Source organism: Nocardia vinacea NBRC 16497, assembly GCF_000308835.1.
In the GTDB taxonomy this organism is placed as follows: domain Bacteria; phylum Actinomycetota; class Actinomycetes; order Mycobacteriales; family Mycobacteriaceae; genus Nocardia; species Nocardia vinacea.
In genome coordinates this window covers 1-21,568 of the sequence record NZ_BAGN01000073.1, presented here as the reverse complement: position 1 = coordinate 21,568, position 21,568 = coordinate 1, and the positions used below count along the sequence as shown (strand labels likewise).

At 65.8% G+C, this 21,568-nt stretch carries 22 protein-coding genes; 6 read left to right on the top strand and 16 right to left on the bottom strand.

Annotation, left to right across the window (positions count from 1 at the left end; all coding sequences use genetic code 11):
- Nucleotides 1-71: 71 nt before the first annotated feature.
- Entirely contained in the window at nt 72-1,031 is a 960-nt protein-coding gene (gene ligD / locus ON44_RS08860) for a non-homologous end-joining DNA ligase (RefSeq protein WP_040687851.1), read from the top strand.
- Between the two features lie 137 nt (nt 1,032-1,168).
- Here the strand turns inward: ligD and ON44_RS08855 are convergent, their stop codons facing one another.
- Nucleotides 1,169-1,660 carry an FBP domain-containing protein gene (locus tag ON44_RS08855; RefSeq protein WP_040687849.1) on the bottom strand — a complete coding sequence of 164 codons (492 nt, stop codon included), beginning with the start codon at nt 1,658-1,660 and terminating at the stop codon, nt 1,169-1,171.
- 86 nt (nt 1,661-1,746) lie between these two features.
- Nucleotides 1,747-2,406 carry a transcriptional repressor LexA gene (gene lexA, locus ON44_RS08850; RefSeq protein ID WP_040687848.1) on the bottom strand — a complete coding sequence of 220 codons (660 nt, stop codon included), beginning with the start codon at nt 2,404-2,406 and terminating at the stop codon, nt 1,747-1,749.
- Between the two features lie 106 nt (nt 2,407-2,512).
- On the opposite strand from lexA, the gene ON44_RS08845 reads away from it, so the two are divergent.
- Complete coding sequence (locus ON44_RS08845; protein WP_245567070.1) at nt 2,513-3,268, top strand: SDR family oxidoreductase; 756 nt, start codon at nt 2,513-2,515, stop codon at nt 3,266-3,268.
- A 207-nt stretch (nt 3,269-3,475) separates the two neighbouring features.
- Nucleotides 3,476-4,684, top strand: coding sequence for a threonine--tRNA ligase (gene thrS / locus ON44_RS08840; RefSeq protein WP_040687869.1), 1,209 nt, complete (start codon nt 3,476-3,478; stop codon nt 4,682-4,684).
- Between the two features lie 3 nt (nt 4,685-4,687).
- Here thrS and ON44_RS08835 read toward each other — a convergent pair whose 3' ends face one another.
- From ON44_RS08835 to ON44_RS08795, 9 genes are all read right to left on the bottom strand, one after another.
- A complete protein-coding gene (locus ON44_RS08835; protein WP_218007537.1) occupies nt 4,688-5,134 on the bottom strand; it encodes an HIT domain-containing protein in 447 nt (148 codons plus the stop codon).
- 162 nt (nt 5,135-5,296) lie between these two features.
- The gene (locus ON44_RS08830) at nt 5,297-5,782 is read right to left on the bottom strand and encodes a GNAT family N-acetyltransferase (protein ID WP_051181773.1); all 486 of its coding nucleotides are present in this window, start codon (nt 5,780-5,782) and stop codon (nt 5,297-5,299) included.
- Nucleotides 5,783-5,903: 121 nt separating this feature from the next.
- Nucleotides 5,904-6,746 carry a DegV family protein gene (locus tag ON44_RS08825; protein ID WP_040687842.1) on the bottom strand — a complete coding sequence of 281 codons (843 nt, stop codon included), beginning with the start codon at nt 6,744-6,746 and terminating at the stop codon, nt 5,904-5,906.
- A 3-nt stretch (nt 6,747-6,749) separates the two neighbouring features.
- Nucleotides 6,750-7,436 carry a diglucosylglycerate octanoyltransferase gene (gene octT, locus ON44_RS53720; protein WP_051181779.1) on the bottom strand — a complete coding sequence of 229 codons (687 nt, stop codon included), beginning with the start codon at nt 7,434-7,436 and terminating at the stop codon, nt 6,750-6,752.
- Nucleotides 7,437-7,974: 538 nt separating this feature from the next.
- Nucleotides 7,975-8,634: a histidine phosphatase family protein gene (locus tag ON44_RS08815; protein WP_040687839.1), complete on the bottom strand. Its 660-nt coding sequence runs from the start codon at nt 8,632-8,634 to the stop codon at nt 7,975-7,977.
- Nucleotides 8,631-9,068, bottom strand: a complete 438-nt coding sequence (gene rsfS / locus ON44_RS08810; protein ID WP_083897735.1) for a ribosome silencing factor — start codon at nt 9,066-9,068, stop codon at nt 8,631-8,633. The genes ON44_RS08815 and rsfS overlap by 4 nt, the downstream gene beginning before the upstream one ends.
- An 83-nt stretch (nt 9,069-9,151) precedes the next feature.
- Entirely contained in the window at nt 9,152-9,793 is a 642-nt protein-coding gene (gene nadD, locus ON44_RS08805; protein WP_051181771.1) for a nicotinate-nucleotide adenylyltransferase, read from the bottom strand.
- 48 nt (nt 9,794-9,841) lie between these two features.
- Complete coding sequence (locus ON44_RS08800) at nt 9,842-10,528, bottom strand: RsiV family protein (protein ID WP_040687836.1); 687 nt, start codon at nt 10,526-10,528, stop codon at nt 9,842-9,844.
- A gap of 65 nt (nt 10,529-10,593) precedes the next feature.
- Entirely contained in the window at nt 10,594-11,346 is a 753-nt protein-coding gene (locus ON44_RS08795) for an RsiV family protein (protein WP_040687834.1), read from the bottom strand.
- 260 nt (nt 11,347-11,606) lie between these two features.
- Between ON44_RS08795 and ON44_RS08790 the strand changes: the two genes are divergently transcribed.
- Complete coding sequence (locus tag ON44_RS08790; RefSeq protein ID WP_051181769.1) at nt 11,607-12,053, top strand: nuclear transport factor 2 family protein; 447 nt, start codon at nt 11,607-11,609, stop codon at nt 12,051-12,053.
- On the opposite strand, the gene ON44_RS08785 is transcribed toward ON44_RS08790, so the two are convergent.
- From ON44_RS08785 to ON44_RS08765, 5 genes are all read right to left on the bottom strand, one after another.
- Nucleotides 12,054-14,009: a tetratricopeptide repeat protein gene (locus ON44_RS08785; RefSeq protein ID WP_040687832.1), complete on the bottom strand. Its 1,956-nt coding sequence runs from the start codon at nt 14,007-14,009 to the stop codon at nt 12,054-12,056.
- A gap of 1 nt (nt 14,010) precedes the next feature.
- Nucleotides 14,011-15,864, bottom strand: coding sequence for an HSP90 family protein (locus ON44_RS08780; RefSeq protein WP_040687831.1), 1,854 nt, complete (start codon nt 15,862-15,864; stop codon nt 14,011-14,013).
- Between the two features lie 91 nt (nt 15,865-15,955).
- Nucleotides 15,956-17,371 carry a vWA domain-containing protein gene (locus ON44_RS08775; protein ID WP_040687828.1) on the bottom strand — a complete coding sequence of 472 codons (1,416 nt, stop codon included), beginning with the start codon at nt 17,369-17,371 and terminating at the stop codon, nt 15,956-15,958.
- 3 nt (nt 17,372-17,374) lie between these two features.
- The gene (locus tag ON44_RS08770) at nt 17,375-18,271 is read right to left on the bottom strand and encodes an AAA family ATPase (protein ID WP_051181768.1); all 897 of its coding nucleotides are present in this window, start codon (nt 18,269-18,271) and stop codon (nt 17,375-17,377) included.
- A 68-nt stretch (nt 18,272-18,339) separates the two neighbouring features.
- Nucleotides 18,340-19,605 (bottom strand): glutamate-5-semialdehyde dehydrogenase, encoded by a 1,266-nt coding sequence (locus ON44_RS08765; protein WP_040687823.1) that lies wholly within the window; start codon nt 19,603-19,605, stop codon nt 18,340-18,342.
- A gap of 20 nt (nt 19,606-19,625) precedes the next feature.
- On the opposite strand from ON44_RS08765, the gene ON44_RS53940 reads away from it, so the two are divergent.
- Entirely contained in the window at nt 19,626-19,865 is a 240-nt protein-coding gene (locus ON44_RS53940) for a DUF2510 domain-containing protein (RefSeq protein WP_083897734.1), read from the top strand.
- Nucleotides 19,866-20,096: 231 nt separating this feature from the next.
- On the top strand, nt 20,097-21,494 hold the full coding sequence (locus ON44_RS08760) for an outer membrane protein assembly factor BamB family protein (protein WP_169338047.1): 1,398 nt from the start codon (nt 20,097-20,099) through the stop codon (nt 21,492-21,494).
- Nucleotides 21,495-21,568 lie beyond the last annotated feature (74 nt).

The following is a 21,568-nucleotide window of genomic DNA, read 5'->3' as shown; positions in this document are numbered from 1 at the left end:
CCAGACCAATCGGTACTATTCAACTGATTGTCGTCACCGGCGAAAGGCCAGGCGATGGTGTCGAGGCGAATGTGACAAGGCTGCCGCGGTATGCGGCGATGCTGGCGATCGCAGGCCACCTCCCCAGTGATGACCAACGCTGGGCATACGAGGTGAAATTCGACGGTATTCGCGCCATCGGCCATGTCGACCGCGACCTGCGCCTGATCTCACGCAACGGCAACGACATCACTGTGGCGTGGCCCGAACTCGCCGATCTCGCCCCGGCAACCCCACCCTTTGTCATCGATGGCGAAATCGTCACCTTCACCACCGACGGCCGCAGCTCCTTCGAGGCGCTGCAACCACGGATGCACCAGCGCAATCCTGCAGCGATTCGAAGCCTCGCCAAATCCGTGAAAGCGACTTACCTCATCTTCGATCTGCTCCACATCGGCACACGCTCTCTGATCGATCTGCCCTACGAGCAGCGGCGACAACTGCTGGAACAACTCGGCCTCCAGGGCCCGCACTGGCGGGTTCCGCCGCGTCTGCACGGCTCCGGCGCCGAGGTCCTCGCCGAATCCCGACGGCTCGGTCTCGAAGGTTTGGTCTGCAAGCGACTCGACAGCCCCTACCTGCCCGGGCGACGCAGCCCGCTATGGACCAAGGTCAAGAATGTCAACGACCAGGAAGTCGTCATCATCGGCTGGCGGCCCGGTATCGGCCGCCGGGCCGGGCGCATCGGCTCATTGCTCATGGGCATCTACGACAGCGCCGGAAAACTGACCTATATCGGCAACGTCGGCACCGGGTTCACCCAAGCGATGCTCGACGATCTGAAGGCGAGACTCCAACCGCTGCAACGCAAGACATCCACCGTCGATGCCGATGTTCCCGACGCCATCTGGGTCGATCCCCAGCTTGTCGGTGAGGTGTCGTTCACCGAATGGACCGGTGACGACCGACTTCGACACCCGTCCTGGCGCGGACTCCGTCTCGACAAGGAACCACGACAAGTGAAACGCGAACCTCAGCCTCGAAAAGAGTGATTCCTCTCCGGATGAGTAGGTCCGGACCGATTCCGGGCCTGCTCAACCGGAGAGGAATCCTGGGCACCCCGAGTTCTGTTGAGTGTCGGCACATGGCATCTACCTCCATTTCATTGCTGGGATCGAATTAGACGGATCTAGGTGAACAGCCTGGTGACGAAGGCGTTCATGTTGTCCCGGACCCGCTCGATCTTGGTCTCCTCGGTGATGAGGTCTTCGCGGTACCGATTGCCGAGGGCGGGCGTTCGCTTACCCCGCGCGTAGAGCGAACACGCCAGATCGGTGCACATATAGGTACCGACCGAGTTGCCCCGGCGTCCGGATTCACCGGCCTTGTGCGCGGTCATCAGCGAGACACCCCCACCGGTATGCGAGGTCAGGCAGATCGCGCACATCTGAGTCCGGCCGGATCCGCCCGTTTCGTAGCGCAGCGCGACGCCGATGATGCGATCGTCCTGCGGCACAACGAGATACCCGCGGCCGGGCAACGACGGATCGCTCCAGCCGAGGAAGTCCAGGTCATCCCATGGTTGTGCGTCCAGGTCCCGGGGCACCGGTAGCTTCTTGGCAGTCGTCTTGGAACAGTTGATGAACGACGACCTGATGTCGCGTTCGGTGACGGCTTTCATGACGGCATCGACTCCTTCGATCGATCGGTGGACAAACCGAAGGAACGCTACAGCTGGTCATTAGCCCAGGCAACGGAATTTCCAGCTCACACGCGGCGCATCACCGACACGACCTTCCCGAGCACCACCGCCTCGTCACCGTCGATCACCTCGTAGGCCGGATTGCGCGGTTCCAGATAGACATGCCCGTTGCGACGCCGATACACCTTCACCGTCGCCTCCCCATCGATCATCGCGGCGACGATGTCACCGGAATGCGCCTCGTGCTGTTTGCGGATCACCACCAGATCGCCGTCGCAGATCGCCGCATCGATCATCGAATCGCCGCGCACCCGCAGCCCGAAAACCGTTCCGCGACCGACGAGTTCACGCGGCAGCGTCATCATGTCGTCGGCGTGTTCCTCGGCGAGGATGGGCGTACCCGCCGCGATATCGCCGACGACCGGAACCGCGACCGAATCCTCGGCCTGCCCCTGAGCCACCGACGCCTGCAGGAACATACGCACATCGATCGGCCGCGACATGGTCTCACTGCGACGCAGAAATCCCCTGTCCTCCAAGGACTTCAGATGCTTGGAGACCGAGGACGAGGACCGCAGGCCGACAGCATCGCCGATCTCCCTGGTATTCGGCGCGTACCCGTACCGCAGCACCCAGTCCCGGATCGTGGCGAGGATCCGCTGCTGGCGCGGCGGCAGGGTCGAGGTGTCGAGGTACTCGAAGGCATCGTGGTCGTATCCGGTCACCCGGGAATCCTAGAGGTGCGCGCGGACAATTCCCCGCTTTGTCACACCAGGCCCGCCTGCGTCGTCATACCGGTGAAGACCAGCACATGCGAACTTTGGAGGAATCATGACGACCATCCTGCTGACCGGCGGCACCGGCACACTCGGCCGCCACGTCACACCCCTGCTGGTCGAAGCCGGTTTCAAGATTCGAATGCTCAGCCGCAAGGCCCACGAATCGAGCGACGGCATCGAATTCGTGACCGGTGATCTGCTCGAGGGCACCGGCGTCGAGGCGGCGGTCGACGGCACGGAAATCATCCTGCACCTCGCGGGCGGCCCCAAGGGCGACGATGTGGCGACCCGGCACCTGGTCGACGCCGCCGCCAAGGCCGGGGTCCAGCACATCGTCTACATCGGCGTGGTCGGCGCCGGAAAACTGCCGATCGGTTATTTCCGGGCCAAGTTCGCCGCCGAACAGGCCATTATCGAATCGGGCGTGCCGTACACCATCCTGCGCGCGGCCCAGTTCCACGACCTCGCCCTGAAGACCGCGCGAGCCATGGCGAAGAGCCCGATCGTTCCCGCACCCGGCGCGGTCCTGTGGCAGCCGGTCGATTCGCGGGAGGTGGCAGCGCGGCTCGTGGAGCTGACGCGCGGCGCACCTGCCGGGCGGGTACCCGATCTGGTCGGGCCGACGGTGTACACGATGGCCGAGCTGATCCGCGTATACCTGAAGGCCGAGGGCAAGCGGCGGCTGTTCCTGCCGGTTCCGGTGCCGGGCAAGATCGGGCGCGCGTATCGCGCGAAGGAGAATCTGACCCTCGATGGTGCGACGGTCGGCGAGCTCACCTGGGAGAACTTCCTCGCCGAGCAGGTGTGACAGCGAATCTCCTGGCACGACCGCAGGAATATTCGATGTGCCGGCGCCATATCGGTTCTGCTACCGTGGCCGACATGAAGCGCGCTGCTGTGACGACGACGCCGGAGACCGTCCCGGCGCGCTGATTGCTGTCCAGATCGAAAGCCCCGGGCGAGTGCCCGGGGCTTCGTCTTGTGGTCACTCGCCCGCTATCCGCGAGGAGACCCCGTGCACGACCACCGCAAACTCGGCCGCGAACTCGGCCTGTTCGATACCGATCCGCTGATCGGATCCGGCCTGCCGTACTGGCTGCCCGATGGCGCCACCGTGCGCCACGCACTCGAGGAGTTCATCCGCACCGCGGAACGACGCGCCGGGTACCGGCACGTGTACTCACCGGCGCTCGGGAAGCGGGAGCTCTACGAAATATCCGGGCACTGGTCGCACTACCGCGACGACATGTTCCCGCCCATGCAGTTGGGCGGCGAGCAGGTGCTGCTGCGCCCGAGCCTGTGTCCGCATCACGCGGTAATGTTCCGCTCCCGATCGCACAGCTACCGCGAATTGCCTTTGCGGATGGCCGAATTGGGCGGGATGTATCGAGCGGAACTCTCCGGTGTACTCGGCGGACTCACCCGTGTCCGCGCGATCCAGCTCAATGACGCACACATCTTCTGCACCGTGGATCAGGTCGCCGACGAGGTCGCGGGCGCGCTGGAACTGATCCGATCGGCACATGCGGCCATGGGCATCCGGCCCACCCGATACCGCCTCTCGCTACCCGGTCCGGGCGGGAAATACGTCGCGGCCCCGGAACTCTGGCAGCAGTCGATCGCCATGCTCACCGACGTGCTCGACCGCTCCGGCCTACCCTACGAAGCAGCCGAGGGCGAGGCCGCGTTCTACGGCCCCAAGATCGATATCCAGTTCACCGACAGCGCGGACCGCGAATTCACCCTCTCCACCGTGCAGGTCGACTTCCACCAACCGGAGCAATTCGACCTGCACTACATCGGCGCAGACGGCGCCGAACACCGGCCGGTCATGGTGCACCGCAGCATTATCGGCAGCGTCGAACGGGCCGTCGCACACCTGATCGAGGTGCACGGCGGTGCGTTCCCGGCCTGGCTTGCCCCGACTCAGTTAGTCGTCCTACCGGTTTCGGCGGCCGAGTCGGCACCTGCCGAAGCACTCGTCGAACGCTGCCTCGAGCTGGGACTGCGCGCCGAGATCGCCGATCACGAGCTCGGCAGTCTCGGCGCGCGCATTCGCCGGGCCCGCCTGGTCCCCTACCAAGTCGTGATAGGTCCGAAGGAGGTCGCGAATGACCTTGTCGCGGTGCGGCTTCGGGACGGACAACGCCTCGAACCGCTACCGGCCGACGAATTGCTTTCCCGCATAACCGAACTCATCGCAGCGCACAGCACCCTGCTGTGACCTTCAGTGCTCGGTGACGAAATGGATCGCCAAGCGGTCGCACAGCTCGCCGAGTGCGCACGCGTCTATGTGTGGCGCGTCCGGCCACGCATCGGCGTTCGTCCACGGCACCGAGGCGGGGGTGCCATGCGGACGAGCGAATACGTGCTGATGGAAATGCGTGACGCTCAGTCCGGTGATCGCGGAGAACACGAATTCCGGTGCCAGCTCGACGTGTAACGCGTGCGCGGCCCGTCGGGCCGCCCAGCCCACCGCCTGGGCCTCGGCGTCGGTCAGCGTAGACAACGTCGGTGCGTGCCGCCGGGTCTCCACGAAGAGGTAGCCCGGCACCGGCGTGCCCTCGGTGAGCGGCCGATGCGTGACCAATACCAAGTCGTCCGCGTAGATCACCGGACCGACCAGCGCACCGATCCCCCGGTGCTTATCGCAGATCGGACATTCGTTCCCCACCTCGTCACCATAGCTGCCGTACACCGCCTCGATACCGAAGCTCGGCCATCCCACTCGATATCGCCGAGCGCCCTTGCGGCACTTGGTGATATCCCGCTGACGAGGTCGGGTCGGGCGGTGCCGCCTGGCGGCACCGACGCACATTGTGGATCGTGGCATCGGTCAGTTCAGAGCCTTGGCGAAGCAGTTGGACTGGGGCAGGGATTCATAGGGTGGGAAGATCGGGATGCGGTGGTAGCCGCTGCGTTCATAGAAGCGAACCGCCTCCGGCTGCAGGTGGCCGGTCTGCAGGATCAGCCGGGGCAGCGCAAGTGCGCGGGCGGCGGCCTCGGCAGCCGAAAGCAGCAGCGGCGCAACGCCGGAACCTCGGTAACCAGGACGCACGAACATCCGTTTCAACTCGAGCTCACCCGCATTCCAGCGCACGGCGGTGTGCCCGACCGGCTCGCCGCAATATGCGACGAAGGTGCGATGCACGGTAGCGGGATCGACGGCATTCGGCTTATCTCGCACATGTTTCGCCAGATAGGCGTAGCGCGGACCGACCTCGGCGGCCATCTCATCGCGCAGGATGACCGCGTCCGGATGCGCCCACTCGACCGATTCGATGATCAGCGGCGGATTGATCGGAGTTGCGGAACTCGTCATGCCGCGACGTTAGTCACCTCCGGTGCCGACCGAAGGGGTTGCGATCACGCAGAAATTATTACGCTCATCATGCCATTCGACCGGAGATGCGGCACACCCGCGAGTGCTGGACCGTAGCCGATCAGGCGCAGCCGCCGGGGACGACCAACACACCGACCGCACCGACGCCAAGGTGAACGGCCAGCGTCGGACCGAATTCCGCGACGATGAATTCGCGGATGCCGGGCAGCAACTCGCGCAGTTGGGTGGCGACGGTATGCGCGGCATCCTCGGCACCCAGGTGTTGTACGGCGACGGCGGCACCATCGTCACCGGCCGCATCCACCGCTGCCGCAACGAGTTTGGCGTAGGCCTTCGAACGGGTACGCACCTTTTCGCGCAGTTCCAAGCGGCCCTCGACGATCTGCAGCAGCGGTTTGCTCACCAGTTCGCTGCCGAAAAAGGCTGCGGCGCTGCTCAATCGGCCGCCTCGGCGCAATTGCTCCGTGCGGTTCACCAGGATGAAGGTGCGTGACCGGCCGGCTGCCGCAACGGCGGTGTCATAGACGACATCCAATGGCGCGCCGCTGTGCGCGCGACGCGCGGCGGCCAGCGCCGGCAGGCCGGTGGCCAGGCCGGCCCCGAGCGAATCGACCAGCCGTACCTGATCGGCTGCGTCCATATCGCGGACCGCCTGCCGTCCCGCCTCCCAAGTACCGGAGAGTTGACGCGAAAGATGCACCGCGACAACGCCGTCCCCATTGCTGCGCTCGAGCGCCTGCTCGTAGACGGCACGCAGCTCACCGGGTGAGGCCGCCGAGGTCGTCACGGTATCCGAGCCGTAGTCGATATCGATGGCGTCGACGCCTTCGCGGATTGTGCGGTCGCCGACCAGCACATGCAGTGGGACAACGGCGATGTCCAACTCAGCGACGAGTTCGGCAGGGAGGCTGGCGGACGAATCGGTGACGACCACAACGGCCACGGACTACCGAACCTCCTGCAAGGTCTTCACCATCGAATTCGCCACGGCGGTATGTCCGGCCCAGCCCCAGTGGATGCCGTCCGGATTCGCGTCGCCGGAGAAGATGTCCTCGCGCACCGCTTCACCGAGATCGACCAGCGGGACGGAAGTCTTGGCCGACCATGCGCGCAGCGCCTGGACGGCACGCTCCCGGCCGCTGTGCACATGTCCGTAGGCGGCACAGTTGTGCACGGACGGCAGTACCGCCACGACCGGCAGATCCGGACGCAGCTGGGCCAGCGCTTCGCGCGACTGCTCCAGGTAGTCCACGCTCACCTTCGGCGGCAATGCCACGGGGCGACCGAGTTTCGACAGCTTGGGCTGCAGCCAGTTGTAGGTGGAGCGGACGCCGCGACGCAGCATCGGCGGGCGCACATAGCGGATCAACTCGCGCAGCGCGGTCGGCAGCGGCGAGGGCAAGGTGTCCATGCCGCCGACCGCGAAGACGACCGCACCCGCGCGCGGTACCGCTGCCCACACCCGGGGGTCGCCGATCAGCGCCCAGTACGCGTCCCGGCAGGTCCAGCCGATCCGCCCGATCAGCTCGACATCCCAATCGAGTTCGGCGCCGACCAGATTCGGCCAGATCTTCGGATGGTCCGCGGGCAGGCCGCCCTTCGGACCGAAGTAGGACAGTGAGTCCGCGATCACCAGCAGCACCGGGCGATCCGAATCATCGGTCGAGGCCGGTTCGGCTACGGCGGCCGAAACCTCGTCGCCGATAACCGATTCGAGCACGGGTACCGATTCGGGATCGTCGACCACCGAATCCACTGTGGACTCGTCACCACTCGCCGAAACCGCAGCCGTGACGTCGGGCGCGGATTCCGCTTCGGGAGCTATGGACTCGTCTGTGGGAGCAGTGCCGATCACCGACTCATCGGTCGACGCCGCGATATCCGTATCGAAAGCTGCCGCAACACCTTCCGGTGGTTCACTCGCCGGTTCCGCGGGCTCCGCGCCGGCTCCGAACTCGGTCACGTGCGTGGCGGGCTCCTCGTTACCTTCCCCGGAGTCGGCGGCGGCAACCGATTCGTCGCCGTCGGACTCGGCCGACTGCGACTCGGCCGGTTCCTCCGGCTCGACCTGCTTCACCGGGGGAGGTCCGAACAGTGCGTCCGGGATCGCCCGTTCGGGCTTCGCCGAAACCCGACGGAACAATTCATCCGGTACCTGCCGAACCGGTTCTTCAGAGGACATCCGGGGCCACCTTCGCCGCTGCATTCCACACATCCAGGCGCCAACCGGGCTGATCGATGCTCGGACCGTGACTGCTCAGCTGCACCCAGCTGGTATTGGCCAATCCCCCTAGGGCAGGCCAGTTCCGCGGCGGCAGGTCGAGCAGCGCGGCCGTGAGGGCGGCGATCAGCCCGCCGTGCGCCACCAGGATGATAGTCCGGCCTGGCCAATCCTGCCGCTCGGCGAACAATTCTCGAACAACCGGTAGGGACCGTGCGCCGACCTCGAGCTTGCTCTCACCGCCGGGCGGGGTATAGGCCGCATCCAAGCGCCACGCGACCCGCGCGCCCGGATAGTCGGCGTCGACCTCCAGATGGGTCAACCCCTCCCAGTCGCCGAGGTTGGTTTCCCGCAGCCGCCGATCCTGGACCACTGGAACATCGGTATGGTCGGCCAGTGCCGAGGCGGTATCGAAGGCGCGCCGCAGATCGGAGGACACGATGGCGATCGCATTGCGCGAAACCAGTTCGCGCGCGGCCTCTTTCGCCTGACGACGACCGAGCTCGGTGAGATCGGTGTCGATCTGCCCCTGCATCCGGTCGGAAGCATTCCACTCGGTCTGCCCGTGCCGCAGCAGGATCAGCGTGCGGACGCCGGCATACTTGCTCACTCGCGTTCTTCCCCCGCTTCACCACGCACCGCGACACCCTCGGACTCGGTGTGCTTGAACACATCGGACCCGGCCGCGATCCCGTCCACCGGAACCGCCGGACAATCCTTCCAGAGCCGTTCCAGCGCATAGAAATTGCGTTCGTCATTGTGCTGGATGTGCACGACGACGTCGACGTAATCCAGCAGTGCCCACCGACCCTCACGGGTCCCTTCGCGCCGGACCGGCTTGTGCCCGGCCGCGCGGAGCTTCTCCTCGACATTGTCGACGATGGCATTGACCTGACGCTCGTTCGGCGCGGAGGCGATCACGAAGCAGTCGGTGATCACCAACTGCTCGGACACGTCGAGCACCACGACGTCGGTGGCCAGCTTCTCGTCCGCCGCGCGCGCGGCGACCTGCGCCATCTCCACCGACTCGACCGATGCGCTCATGCCTCCACCTCGCTAGCGCTCGGCTCCGGCATGACCGCATAAGCGGCTCCATTATTGGTTCGCTCGCTGCGCTCGCTCACGCATTAACTACCTTCCACTCCAACGGGCACATATAAATGCCGCTTCGATATGTACTGCACGACGCCGTCGGGCACGAGGTACCACACCGGCCGGTTCTCGGCGGCGCGGCGACGGCATTCACTCGATGAGATCGCCAACGCCGGGATCTCGATCATGGTCACCGCATCGACCGGCAGGTCGCGCAGATGCTCCTCGAGATGATCGGTGTTCAGCTCATACCCCGGTCGGCTCACCCCGACGAATTTCGCCAGTTCGAACAACTCCGCCCAATCCTGCCACGTCAAGATATTGGCGAGCGCGTCAGCTCCGGTGATGAAGTACAGCTCGGCGTCGGGATGCTTGGTGCGCATCTCGCGCAGGGTGTCGACGGTGTAGGTGACCTTGCCCCGGTCGATATCGGCCCGGCTGACCGAGAATCGGGGGTTGGAAGCGGTCGCGATCACGGTCATGAGATAGCGATCCTCGGCCGGGCTGACCTGCTTATCGGCCTTCTGCCACGGCTGTCCGGTCGGGACGAAGATCACTTCGTCCAGTTCGAACCGGTTCGCGACCTCGCTGGCGGCGACGAGGTGGCCGTGGTGGATGGGGTCGAAGGTGCCACCCATCACCCCCAGCTTGCGTCGACGCCGACCGTTCTCCTGCATGAGAGCCGAGCTTAACCGGTCGGTTCGGTCCGAGCCGGGGCCGGACGGTCAACTGCTGACGACTGCCCGCAGACCTGGCTTCAGCACTGCGTCGAGTTCGGACCACGGGATCGTGATGTCGATATAGCCCAGCGCGTGCGAGGCGATCTCCCCGAGGTAGACGCGCAGACCGTCGGGCATGGCCAGCCAGTCCTTGAAGTTCTCCACGGCCGGTGCGATGCGCTGTTTGTCGTAGGGGTTCGTGCCGACGCGGGTCTTGCGGATTTGCACCTCCGCCTGCGCCGACAGCCGATCGAGGGCCTTCGGCAGATCGCTGAACAGATCGGGCAGGGTGAGCGCCTTGCCGGTGTCGATATCCGTCACGTGGGTCCGCTTGAAGGTGGTCGGATGCAATTTGCCGCCGTCGACCTCGACCTCGATGCCGAGCACACCGCTGAGCACGTGGCGGCCGATATGGGCGACCTCGCTGTTGAACCCCTTGACCGCCCGATCCTGCGCCGCGGCCCGGAGGAACGGATCCAACTCGGCACGCATACCGTCGTTGAAATCGGTGCGCGCATCCTCGGTTCCGCCTTCGACCTGCGGCAGATCGAAGGAATACCAAGGGCCCTCGAGCCGGATCGTGGTCGCTGCGAAGGCGGATACCGCAGCCGAATCGGCCCGGTCGGCGGACCCACAGGCCGTCAGCACGGCCAACAGGACGCTGACCAGGACAGCGGCAGCGGTCTTCCTCATTAAGCCTCCCCGAATAGCTCACGTCAGTGCCCGAGAAGGTACCACCGCGAGCTATCGCTGGTTCATCAGCTGCTGACGACCGCGCGCACCCCCGGCTTCAACACACTGTCCAGCGCGGACCACGGCATGGTGACATCGATATTGCCCGCGGCGTGCGAGGAGATTTCACCGAGATAGATCCGCATCCCCTCGGGTGTGGCAACCCAGGTCTGGAAGTGCTCGGCAACCGGGGTGAGCAGGCTCTTGCTGTAGCCCGTCGCCCTCGGGTTCTGCCGCACCAGGGCCTCGGCCTGAATCGAGAGTGTGTTCAGGCCCTGCTGCAGATCGGTGAACAGGTCGGGCAGGGTGATCGACTGGCCGGTGTCGATATCGGTGACCTGCGCGAGATCGAAGCTGTTCGGATGCGCCGCGCCATCCCCGTACACGGTGACGATCAGGTGCCCGCTCAGCACGCGGGACCCGATCCGCACCATCTCACCGTCGCGACTCGTGACCGAGTCCATCGGCAGGCTGTTGTGGCTGATCCACTGCACTACCCCGTCCTGCATCGCCCGATTGAATCCGAATCGGGCGACGTCGGTCCCACCTTCCACCTGCGGCACGTCCACGCGATAGTAGTTTCCGACGAGAGTCACCGTGGTAGCGGTGAAGGGGGCGGCCTGCGGCGACCCGGCGACTGTTGGCGACGACGTCGCCCCCGTAGTGGTCGCTGTGGCCGAGGTCGAACTCACACCGGTCCCGGACGATCCGTCCGGCCCGCAGGCCGCCAGTACGGCGGCGGTGGCCAACGCACCGATGACAACAACGGACTTCTTCATCCGGGGCTCCCCCATTCGAGATCGCACCGAGGCGATCTCGGTGTCTTCCCAACAATGCCGATGCCGCCTAACAGTTTTCTTATCGTCCGCAAATACCGCCGGGCCCACGGCAGTTCGGTGAAGGGCGCGCGAAGCTCGGTGGCGACTTCCCGGGTCTGCGGGAATCAGCGTGTCCCCGACGCAAGGGAGACAAGCGGGGCAAGCGCCCCGTATATTAACCGGGGGGATCACCCCGGTTAGCTGTCGAACAGGAGTCTGCCATGTCCACCACCTCTCGCGAGACCATCGAACGCCTGCTGTCCCTGACCGCCGGCGGCCCGACACCGGAGATGGCCGATGTGTATGCCGTCGACGCGGTGTTCGAACTGCCGTTCCTGCCGCCGGGTGCGGAACAGCCCGAGGTCGGTCGCGAGGCGTTTCGCACACATCTGTTGGAGGGCGCCAGGATTCAGCGCTTCGATTCCGTCGACAATGTCCGCATCCACGAGACTGCCGATCCGGAGGTCGTCATCTCCGAGTACCGGATCAACGGCACGGTGCTGGCCACCGGCAAGCGGTTCGACCTCGCGATCATCAACGTCTCCCGGGTGCGTGACGGGTTGATCGTCTCGACCCGCAGCTATTCGAATCCGCTCGCCGGTGCCATCGCCTTCGACCAGGTCGACGCGCTGCTCGGCGGGCTTGTCGCCGAGCAGTCGGCTGGGTGATCAGTGGTCCGGCTCGTCGCGTTGCATATCCGCGAGTTGGGTCCGGGTGTTGAGTAGTTCGGTCGCCAGTTCGGGTGATGGGGACGTTTCGGCCAGGTTTTCCAGTTCCGCGAGTAGGTCGCGCATTGTCGTGAGCCAGGGGCGGTCGGATTCCGATCCGGCGCCGTAGAGCTGTAGCCAGGCGGCGGAGCGCAGGCATTTGGCCCGGGGGCCGACGCGGTCGAGGGTGCCCCAGAGGTGCGCGGCGCGGAGGAAGGCGACGACAGCTTGTTCGTCTTCGCCGCAGTAGTCCAGGACCGAGGCGGCCGACCAGGCGAGCTCGGCTTCGAGTTCGACGCGGTCGGGATCGTTGTGGACCAGACGGGCCGCCTCGACGAATTGCTGTGCCGCGTCGCGGAATCGGTTGAGCTTGCGCAGGGATTCGCCGTATTGGCGGCGCACGATCGCCATTTCGGCGGGCGGATACGGCTGCTCGCCGGCCGCGAGTGGCTGCTCGAACAGGGCCGCTGCCTCCCCATGCCGTCCGGCACGGTGGTAGGCGCGCGCGGCGACGAAGGTGAGGTGTATCGCATCCGCGGCCGAAATCGGTTCCCACCGTGCGGCGGCGGTGAGTGCCACATCGGCCAGTTCGTATTCCCGGCCCGGCTGTCCGGAGAGCACCATGACGAGCTGGGAACTCAGGCGGGCGAGATGTTCGGCGGGCAGCGCGGTAGCGCCGATCGAAAGTGCCTGGCGCAGATACTGTTCGGCATCCTTCGGATAGTCGACGAGGCGTACTGCGGCGAGCTCGGCCAGCTGCAGTGCGTCCTCGGCTTGTTCCTCGGCGGTAGCCGTCCGCACAGGCACCACGGCGGAAACCTTGCGCGGCAACGTGTTTCGCGCGCCGAGTGGCAGATGGTCGATCAGCGGTCGTTGCGCGAGCCGGGCCGTGACCCGCTCGCTGACCACCGAATTGCCATTGCGCGCGTCGTAACGTGCCGTGAGCTCGCCGATTTCGACGCTCAGCTCGGCGCGTACCGAATCCACCGTGCCCGCACCGACTTCGAGCGCACCGAGATCCCGCTCGGTCAGCCGCCGCAACAGCACGCACACTCCCGATATGAAGGACAGCCGGATGGCGGCATCCGCACCGGAATCGGTCAGCCACGCCGCATGCTCGGCCAGCATCTCCAGACCACGCGCCTCGTTCCCGGTCAGTGCGCAGAACTCGATGTGCTCGCCAACCGAGCGCCGCAGATCCGGAAGGTGGCGCACCAGTGGATAACCCGTCAAATGCGCACTGCGTGCCTCGGCGGTGCGCCCGGTGCGCAACATCGGTAGCAATGCCTGCCCGAGCACCCGATGCGGCTCCTCGGCGCAGCTGCGCGTGCCGTCGATGACCGGACGCCAGCTCTCCAGTGCGGACTCGTCGTCACCGGCCTGTGCGTAGTTCGCACCCCACTGGTTACGTTCACAGGCGTCGCAATCGGACATGCTGTCGCGCGGGGCCGCACGCGCCGCGTCCAGCAGTTCGGCGGCCAGGTCGTGCTGACCCAGCTCCCGTGCCAAGTCGGAGCGCAATGCGAGCACCGGACGCGCACTGTACCCCCGCTGCCGGTAACGACTTTCGAGCTCGTCGAGCCAGCGGTAGGTGGTCTGCAGCGGCACCGCGGGATTCTCGATCAGGCCCCAGGTCAGCCATTTCAGATACCAGTGCACCGAATGCGTCATCGGGCCGAGTTCGGCCGGGTAGTCGTCGTAGATCCGCAACAGCCTGCCGTAGGCGACCGGTGCCAGATCGCGTTCGCCCGCATACGCATACGCCTGGGCCAGTTCCAACAGGACACTCCCCTCCAGTGCCCGGTCGGGACCCGACTTCGCATCGGCGGCAAGCATTTCCAGTCGCTCGGTGCGGCCGCGTCCTGGTGGCAGTGAACGGCTCTGCGCCAGCGCGGATCGGAGCTCGGAGGCATCCATCTCAGGCCTCCTCCGCGGTCTCGCCCGCCGCACGCCGGGTCGCCCAGCTGAGGAATTCGCCGAAAGCGCGATTGAGCAGCGCGGTATCGGCCGGTCGCAGCGGCCGGTGCGTCATCAATAACGCTTGGCCGTAGAGCGATTCGACCGCGGTCCGCAGGAAGGCCGGGTCATCGATCCGGCTCAACCGTCGGACCACCGGGCTGTTGTGGTTCAACACCAGTTGGGCACGGGGTGCGCTGGCCTCCAGCGCGCCGAGGATTTCGGTCCAGAGCTCATCCGCACCGACGGCGGTCTCGACCCGCGCTCGCTCATGACGCGCACCCCGACTGTCCAGATGCAGTGCTGGAACCGAAACCGGATGGAACGCACGCAGAATCACATCGCAGGTCAGCGGATCCAGTGCGGTGCGCGCCGCGGCGAGCACCGTAGCCAACAACAGTTCCTCGGCGGGATCCACCAGGTCGAGGGCGGCGGTAACCGCGTCCGCGTCCAGCTCGGTCACGGTGGTGCCAGGCAGGATCGTCGGCAGCAGCGCGACGAGTTCCGCATCGTAGGTATAGCCGCCATTGACAACGCCGATGCCTTGCGCGGCCGCGGTGGCGGCCACCTGACGGAATTCCTCCACCGTCGCCGTCACCCGCACGGTCGGATGGTTGCGCGCGAATTCGGTCAGCGGTACCCGGCCGTCGGTCGTCTCGAACAGCAAGTGCGGCACCATGATCCGCAGCATGTCCGGCGAATGCCGTGCCATCGCCTTGACACCGAGTGAGTGCACGGACAGGAATGCGGCGAGCCGCTCGGGCTGTTCGGCGGCGATTTCGGTGAGCCAGTCGCGGATTCGGTCGCCGAGGCTGTCGCGGACGATGGCGAGGCGTTCGTCTTCGTATAGGCCCTCGCGAGAGGCGGTCGGGCGCAGGCTGTCGGTATCGATGACACAGCGCACGAAGAAGGCCCAGTCCGGCAGCAGTCCGCGCACCGCGTCACCGAGCAGCATGCCCTTGAGATACACCCGGTGCGCACTGCTTTCGGCGGGATTGCCCGGCTGTGACAGCACGAAAGCGACCCCGCTGACCCCCGCCAGTTCGGCATCGAGATCGATTACATCCAGCGGGGTGAATCCGAGGACGCGCTCGCCGTACTCGAACAGCGCCGCACGCCGCTGGGCCGGGGATGCGTAGGCGCGCCGCCACACCGGCGGACCATCGGTCGCGCGCAGTCCGGCACCATTCGCCTCGACCGTCACCTCATAGGGCAGCAGCGAACCATAATCGCGGACCAAATCCAGCACCCGCCCAGGCGTGAACCACGCCTGCGCACCGGCTCGCGGCGTGAGATGCACCGTGGTGCCCGGCTCTTGCTGCGCTGCCGGATCGAGCAAACGCAGCGAGTAGGTGCCGTCGGCGGCGGCCAGCCATTCGACGGGCGGGGCGGCCGGGTCGATGGCCGAGCGGGTGACCACTCGGATCGTCTCGGCCACGGTGAAGCACGCCAGCAGCCCGATGCCGAATTGCCCGAGGAACTCTCGGCGCGCACCCTCGATATCGTCGCGCTTGGACGAATGTCCGATGGTGGCGAGGAAGCGGTGCACATCCGCCTCGGTGAGGCCGATGCCGTGATCGGTTATCCGCAGCCCGGATTCGTCGACGACCAGCCGAATCGCGGTGGGCGCCAAGGCATCGCGCTGCCTGCGCGCGGTGACGGCATCGACCGCGTTCTGCAGTAGTTCACGGATGTAGACCCGGGGACTCGAATACAAGTGATGCGAGAGCAGGTCGACGATTCCGCGCAGATCGACCTGGAACGAATAATCCCCACTACCGCTGCGGCCAGACCCACCCGGCGTGTTGTTCACCATGGACCGAATCCTGGTGCGCAGCGCCAATAGTTCCCTTAACGAATGCTGATGGTGTTAACGGAGACCGATAATGAGTTCGGTCACAATCGCGTCACACCGGTAGCAGCCGGGACACCACCGCGGTCAGTTGTTTGGCCGAGCGGCACTCGTGCATCTCGATCACTTCGCGATATCTGTCGGCGGCGGAATCACCGGTGCCCCAGTTGCTTTCCTTCTCCGGATTCAGCCAATGCGCGTGCTTGGCGGTGTGCACCAGCTCGCGCAGCGTATTCAGATCCGGATCACGGTAATTGGTCCGAGCATCGCCGAGGATCAGCAGCGAACTGCGCGAGGTCACCGCATCGGGCCACTGCTCGACGAAGGTCGACAGCGCATGGCCGTAGTCGGAGTGCCCGTCCAGGCCGACCACCTTGCCCTCGGTGAAGATACGGGCCATGGACTGGTCCAGTTGGGTGTTCGGATCGAAGAATCCGGTCACCTCATCGGTCCGGTCCACGAAGGCGAATATCCGCACCCGGGAGAACTGTTCACGCAGCGAATTGACCAGCAGGAGCGTGAAATTGCTGAATCCGGCCACCGAGCCGGACACATCGCAGAGCAGCACCAGTTCGGGGCGACCCGGTCGCGGTTTGCGATTCACCAGGTCGATGGGGACGCCGCCGGTCGACATGGATTTGCGCAGCGTCTTGCGTAAATCGATCTCACCGCGACGAGAATGCCTGCGCCGCACGGCAAGTCGGGACGCCAGGATTCGGGCCAGTCGCTGGGTGCTGCGCCGCATCTCCGCCAGCTCGGTTTCGGAGGCACGAAGGAAGTCGACATCCTCGACTTGACGAGTGACGGCATAGCTCGCGACGCGCTCCCTGCCGATATTCTCGGCCACCCGCCGATGCGTTTCCGCCTCCACGATGGCGCGGAAGCCGGCGATGCGCTGCCGGCCGATGCGGCGGGCGATCTCGGTATCGAATTCGCTGGTATCCGGTCCGATAGCCAATCCCTGCAGAATCCTGGCCAGCAGTGTTTCCGGCTGGACTTCGCGCAGCGTCCGGTACGCGGAGAAGGAGGGACCACGCGAGGATTCGTACTGCCCGAGTTGTTCGACCAGCTGCGCGGCGATCATTTCCTGCTGCTGCGTCGAATCCTCCCTGGTCAGCAGGGCCGCGAGCAGTCCGCGCAGCGCGGGAATATCGATCTCGCCGGACGGTGTGCGCGGAAGTTCGAGATCATCCGCAGTGCTACTGCGCGCACCGAGGGCGGCCGGGAACCACAGGTCGAACAGGCCGTCGAAGGTGCTGCGATGGGTGGTGCGGCGCAGTAGCGAACAGGCCAGACCTTCGCGCACGACCTCACGGTCCATCAGATCCAGCACCGACACCACACGGCCCGCGTCCACCGTTTCCGACGGACCGACCGGGATGCCGCGCTCCCGCAAAGCCTCGACGAAACCGACGAGATGTCCCGAAATCCCGTGCGGCGCATCGAGTGTGGGCTGCGATCCGGCCGCCATGGCTCAGGCCAGCTTCAGCTCGGCCAGCGCGCGCTGGTGGTCGGCCTGGTGCTTGAGCACGACACCGAGGGTGGCGCGCACGGTGGTGTCGTCGAGATCCTGCAGACCCAGCGCGAGCAAGGTGCGTCCCCAGTCGATCGACTCCGCGACACTCGGCAGCTTCTTCAGCTGCATCCCACGCAGCACGTGCACGATCCGGACCAACTGCGCGGCGACCGAGGCGGACAGCTCCGGCACCCGGCTGGCCAGGATGCGGCGCTCTAGTTCCTCATCCGGGAAGTCCAGGTGCAGATAGAGGCAGCGCCGCTTGAGCGCTTCGGACAGTTCGCGGGTCGCATTGGAGGTCAGCACCACGAACGGCTTGCGGCTGGCGGTAATCGTGCCGAGTTCCGGGACGGTGACCGCGAAATCGCTGAGCACCTCGAGCAGCAGACCCTCGATCTCGACATCGGCCTTATCGGTTTCGTCGATAAGCAGCACGGTCGGATCGGCGCGACGGATCGCGGTCAGCAGCGGGCGCGACAGCAGGAATTCCTCGGTGAAGACGTCGGCCTTGGTCTCTTCCCAATCGTTCTCGCTGGACGCCTGGATCCGCAGAATTTGCTTGGCGTGATTCCACTCGTACAGCGCGCGGGCCTCGTCGACACCCTCGTAGCACTGCAAACGCACCAGCTCCGCATCCGCGGTCTGCGCGACCGCCCTGGCCAGTTCGGTCTTGCCGACACCGGCCGGACCCTCGATAAGCAGCGGCTTACCGAGCCGATCGGCCAGGAATACCGAGGTCGCCGTCGCCTTATCGGCCAGGTACCCGGTCGTGGCCAGCCGTTCGATCACATCGTCGACCGAGGTGAAGATCGGCTCCTGCACTGCGCTTTCGGTACCCACGTAGCGTCCTTCCATTCAATCCCACCCCTAACCTACGGGAGTACCCGAAGCAAGCGCTCGGCGGTTCTTACGCCGAACGAAATCTAGACCGGGCGGATCTGGCCGTCGCCCCAGACGATCCATTTGGTCGAGGTCAGTTCCGGCAGTGCCATCGGGCCGCGGGCGTGCAGCTTCTGGGTGGAGATGCCGATCTCCGCGCCGAAGCCGAACTGCTCACCATCGGTGAAGGCGGTGGAGGCGTTCACCATGACAGCGGCGGCATCGACGCGGTTGGTGAATTCGCGGGCCGCGGCCAGTTCAGCGGTGACGATGGCCTCGGTGTGGCCGGTGCCCCAGGTGTTGATGTGCTCGACGGCCTCGTCGAGATCCTTGACGACCTTGAGCGCGATATCGAGGGTCAGGTACTCCTCGCCCCAGTCCTGATCGTTGGCGGGCACCAGTCCGGGCAGATCGCCGTGCACGGTGACGCCGTAGCGCTCCAGCGCCTCGATCAGCCGGGGCACGGCGGTGGTGGCGATCGCATCGTCGATCAGCACCGTCTCGGCGGCATTGCACACGCTGGGGCGACGGGTCTTGGCATTGATAAGGATCTGCTCGGCCATCTCCAGATCGGCGGCTTCATGCACGTAGACGTGGCAGTTGCCGGTACCGGTCTCGATGGTGGGCACCTGGGCATCGCGGACCACCGCATTGATCAGCCCCGCCCCGCCGCGTGGGATGACCACGTCGACCAGGCCGCGGGCCTGGATCAGGTGGGTCACGCTGGAGCGATCGTGGCTGGGCAGCAGCTGTACCGCATCGGCCGGAATGTCCAGTGCGACAAGGGCTTCCCGCAGCACGGTGACCAGTGCGGCATTCGAGTGGGCGGCCGAGGAGGAGCCGCGCAGCAGCGCCGCATTACCGGACTTGAGAGCGAGTCCGAATGCGTCGACGGTGACATTCGGCCGGGCCTCGTAGACCATGCCCACCACGCCGAGCGGCACCCGGACCTGACGGATCTCCAGCCCATTCGGCAACGTCGACCCGCGCACGACCACCCCGACCGGATCGGGCAGCCCCGCCACCTGACGCAGCCCCGAGGCGATGCCGTCGATGCGCGCCTTCGTCAGCCGCAGCCGGTCCAGCAGGGACTCCTCGGTTCCCGCCGCCTGCGCGGTCGCGATGTCCTCGGCATTGGCGGCGAGCACAGTATCGGCCGCCGCGAGCAACGCATCCGCGGCCGCATGCAGCGCCTCGTTCTTCTGCGCCGTGGTCAGCTGTGCGAGCGCCCGCGAAGCCACCCGAGCCTTACGCGCGGCATCGTGCACAGCCTCGCGGATATCCTGGCCGGTCGTCGTTCCTACCGTCATAGGTGACAGCCTACTGACCGGTGCGAAAGCGGTTCCAGCCACGGCTCGGACCGGCGGCCCGTCCGTACTTGCCGCACGGAACTCCTGCTGCTCTTGATTGTGGCACTGGTTGGGTGTCGGGCTCGTCCTGCTCATCGTGCAGTCCAGATCTCGCAGACCGAACCATCCCGCACCATCGCTGCCACAGGGGGTATCCGGATCCGGCCAACCCCGGCGTCGTGCGCTGGTTCGACGGGCGGCAGTGGACGCCGCACACGTAGCCGCGGACGCACTGACCACCGACACTGCCCGCAACGCGGTTCCCCCGGATCCACGACGATCGAATCGGCGACGGAAGCGTCACTGCCGCACTGGAATCAACGGCTCCAACCTCGCCCACAACGCATCGGTTACCACATCATCTTCGCGATTACCACCCTCGAAGATGCCTGATACCTTGCATATTCGCACTGTCCAGTCCCTGGTGCCGATGTATGAAGGAGACCCTCCGAGTGAACAAGGCTGCACGATGGCTCACCTCTCGGCGGAAGATCTTGATCGCGGTGCTGGTCGTGGCTGTGGTGGCGGGTGTCGCCGCGGTCGTGTGGGTGAACCGATCGCCTGTGCAGCCGCAGGAGGTATCCGCGACCGGCGGCCGGTTCCGTATTTCGCCCCGGCTCGACTCCGCTCCGGTGCCGCAGTGGACATTGCGCGCGGCCGACTTGTCCGACGAGGCCGGTGCGGTTTTGCTGGCCGCGCCGCAGACCCTGAGCCGCTACTACGGCTACGGCTCGCCAATGGACACCGGGACGATGATCGTCGCGGCAACCGCGGTGCCCGGCGCGCCTGCGCCGGGCGAAAGTGCTGGACTGACCGTCGGGCGGGTGCGTATGCACGGCATCGATCCGGACACCGGCCAGGTGCGATGGACGACCGATGTCGGCGAACTCCTCGGCTGCCGCGAGCAGGTCTTCGATGGAAAGATCGCCTGCCACGGCACGAATCGGGTGTTGATCATCGAGGCTGCCACGGGCGCGGTACTTGGAGACCATGCGACGGACTTCGAGGTTATGGACGTGGCGGTGCGCGACGGCGTGGCTTCGGTTGTCGGCCGAACCGCGGACTGGATGACCGCCGTCGTCACGCGCGGGACCGTCTCGGCTATCGACGCCACCTGGCGGCGGACGTATCCGACGCCCGTTCCCGGCGATCCGGTCAGGCCCAGGATCGCGCAGGACTACTTCATGGACGGGCACGACCAAGGCGTTCGCGTCTACGATCTGCGCACCGGCGAGTTGCTGTTCACCGGCCCCGTTGGCCATACGTTCGACGGCGGCATTGTCGCTTCGCAGGTGATCGGCCGCGACCGGGGCCCGGGACGGGTCACGCTTCTCGATCGCAACGGCCACCCGATCACCGAGGTCAGCAACGCGAGCTTCCTCCTCGAGTGGTACCCGACCGCGACCGCGACGCCGCCGCCGATCCTCACCGGTGAAAGCGCCTACGAGCGAACGACAGGCCGAGTCCTCTGGACCAATGCGCAGATCGGTATCGACGAGCACACCGGACGTATGAGCGCCGTAGAAGGAGTAGTGGCCGACACTGTGATCGTCCGATCGCTCGATGGATCAGAGCTGGCCGGCCTCGATCTCACCGACGGACACCGAATCTGGCAGCAGCCGACGCCGTTCGCGAACACCGCACGCTACGACGGCATAACCGACGCAAGTCATCTCATCCTGACCGACGGCACCACCGTGCACGCGATCGACGCCGAAGACGGTTCGAGCGCTTGGTCGATGCCGTTACCGCCCAGTGGTGATCCCAGACTGCGCTCGGCGGTGAAGGCAATGGGTGGCCGCATGGTCACCGTGACTGCGCAGGAATTCACCGGATACGCAGCGGCATAAGATCTTCGACATTCAGCCGCAGCCTCACCAGTGAATTCAGTGGGCGATCGCAAGGGCCCCGAGCAGCTGGTTCC

Coding starts and splice junctions, on each gene's coding strand:
- ON44_RS08855 (WP_040687849.1), bottom strand. CDS start 1,660: ATGAAAGCCGTCACCGAACGCGACATCAGGTCGTCGTTCATCAACTGT.
- ON44_RS08845 (WP_245567070.1), top strand. CDS start 2,513: ATGACGACCATCCTGCTGACCGGCGGCACCGGCACACTCGGCCGCCAC.
- ON44_RS08830 (WP_051181773.1), bottom strand. CDS start 5,782: ATGACGAGTTCCGCAACTCCGATCAATCCGCCGCTGATCATCGAATCG.
- rsfS (WP_083897735.1), bottom strand. CDS start 9,068: ATGAGCGCATCGGTCGAGTCGGTGGAGATGGCGCAGGTCGCCGCGCGC.
- nadD (WP_051181771.1), bottom strand. CDS start 9,793: ATGCAGGAGAACGGTCGGCGTCGACGCAAGCTGGGGGTGATGGGTGGC.
- ON44_RS08800 (WP_040687836.1), bottom strand. CDS start 10,528: ATGAGGAAGACCGCTGCCGCTGTCCTGGTCAGCGTCCTGTTGGCCGTG.
- ON44_RS08795 (WP_040687834.1), bottom strand. CDS start 11,346: ATGAAGAAGTCCGTTGTTGTCATCGGTGCGTTGGCCACCGCCGCCGTA.
- ON44_RS08790 (WP_051181769.1), top strand. CDS start 11,607: ATGTCCACCACCTCTCGCGAGACCATCGAACGCCTGCTGTCCCTGACC.
- ON44_RS08785 (WP_040687832.1), bottom strand. CDS start 14,009: ATGGATGCCTCCGAGCTCCGATCCGCGCTGGCGCAGAGCCGTTCACTG.
- ON44_RS08780 (WP_040687831.1), bottom strand. CDS start 15,864: ATGGTGAACAACACGCCGGGTGGGTCTGGCCGCAGCGGTAGTGGGGAT.
- ON44_RS08775 (WP_040687828.1), bottom strand. CDS start 17,371: ATGGCGGCCGGATCGCAGCCCACACTCGATGCGCCGCACGGGATTTCG.
- ON44_RS08770 (WP_051181768.1), bottom strand. CDS start 18,271: ATGGAAGGACGCTACGTGGGTACCGAAAGCGCAGTGCAGGAGCCGATC.
- ON44_RS08765 (WP_040687823.1), bottom strand. CDS start 19,605: ATGACGGTAGGAACGACGACCGGCCAGGATATCCGCGAGGCTGTGCAC.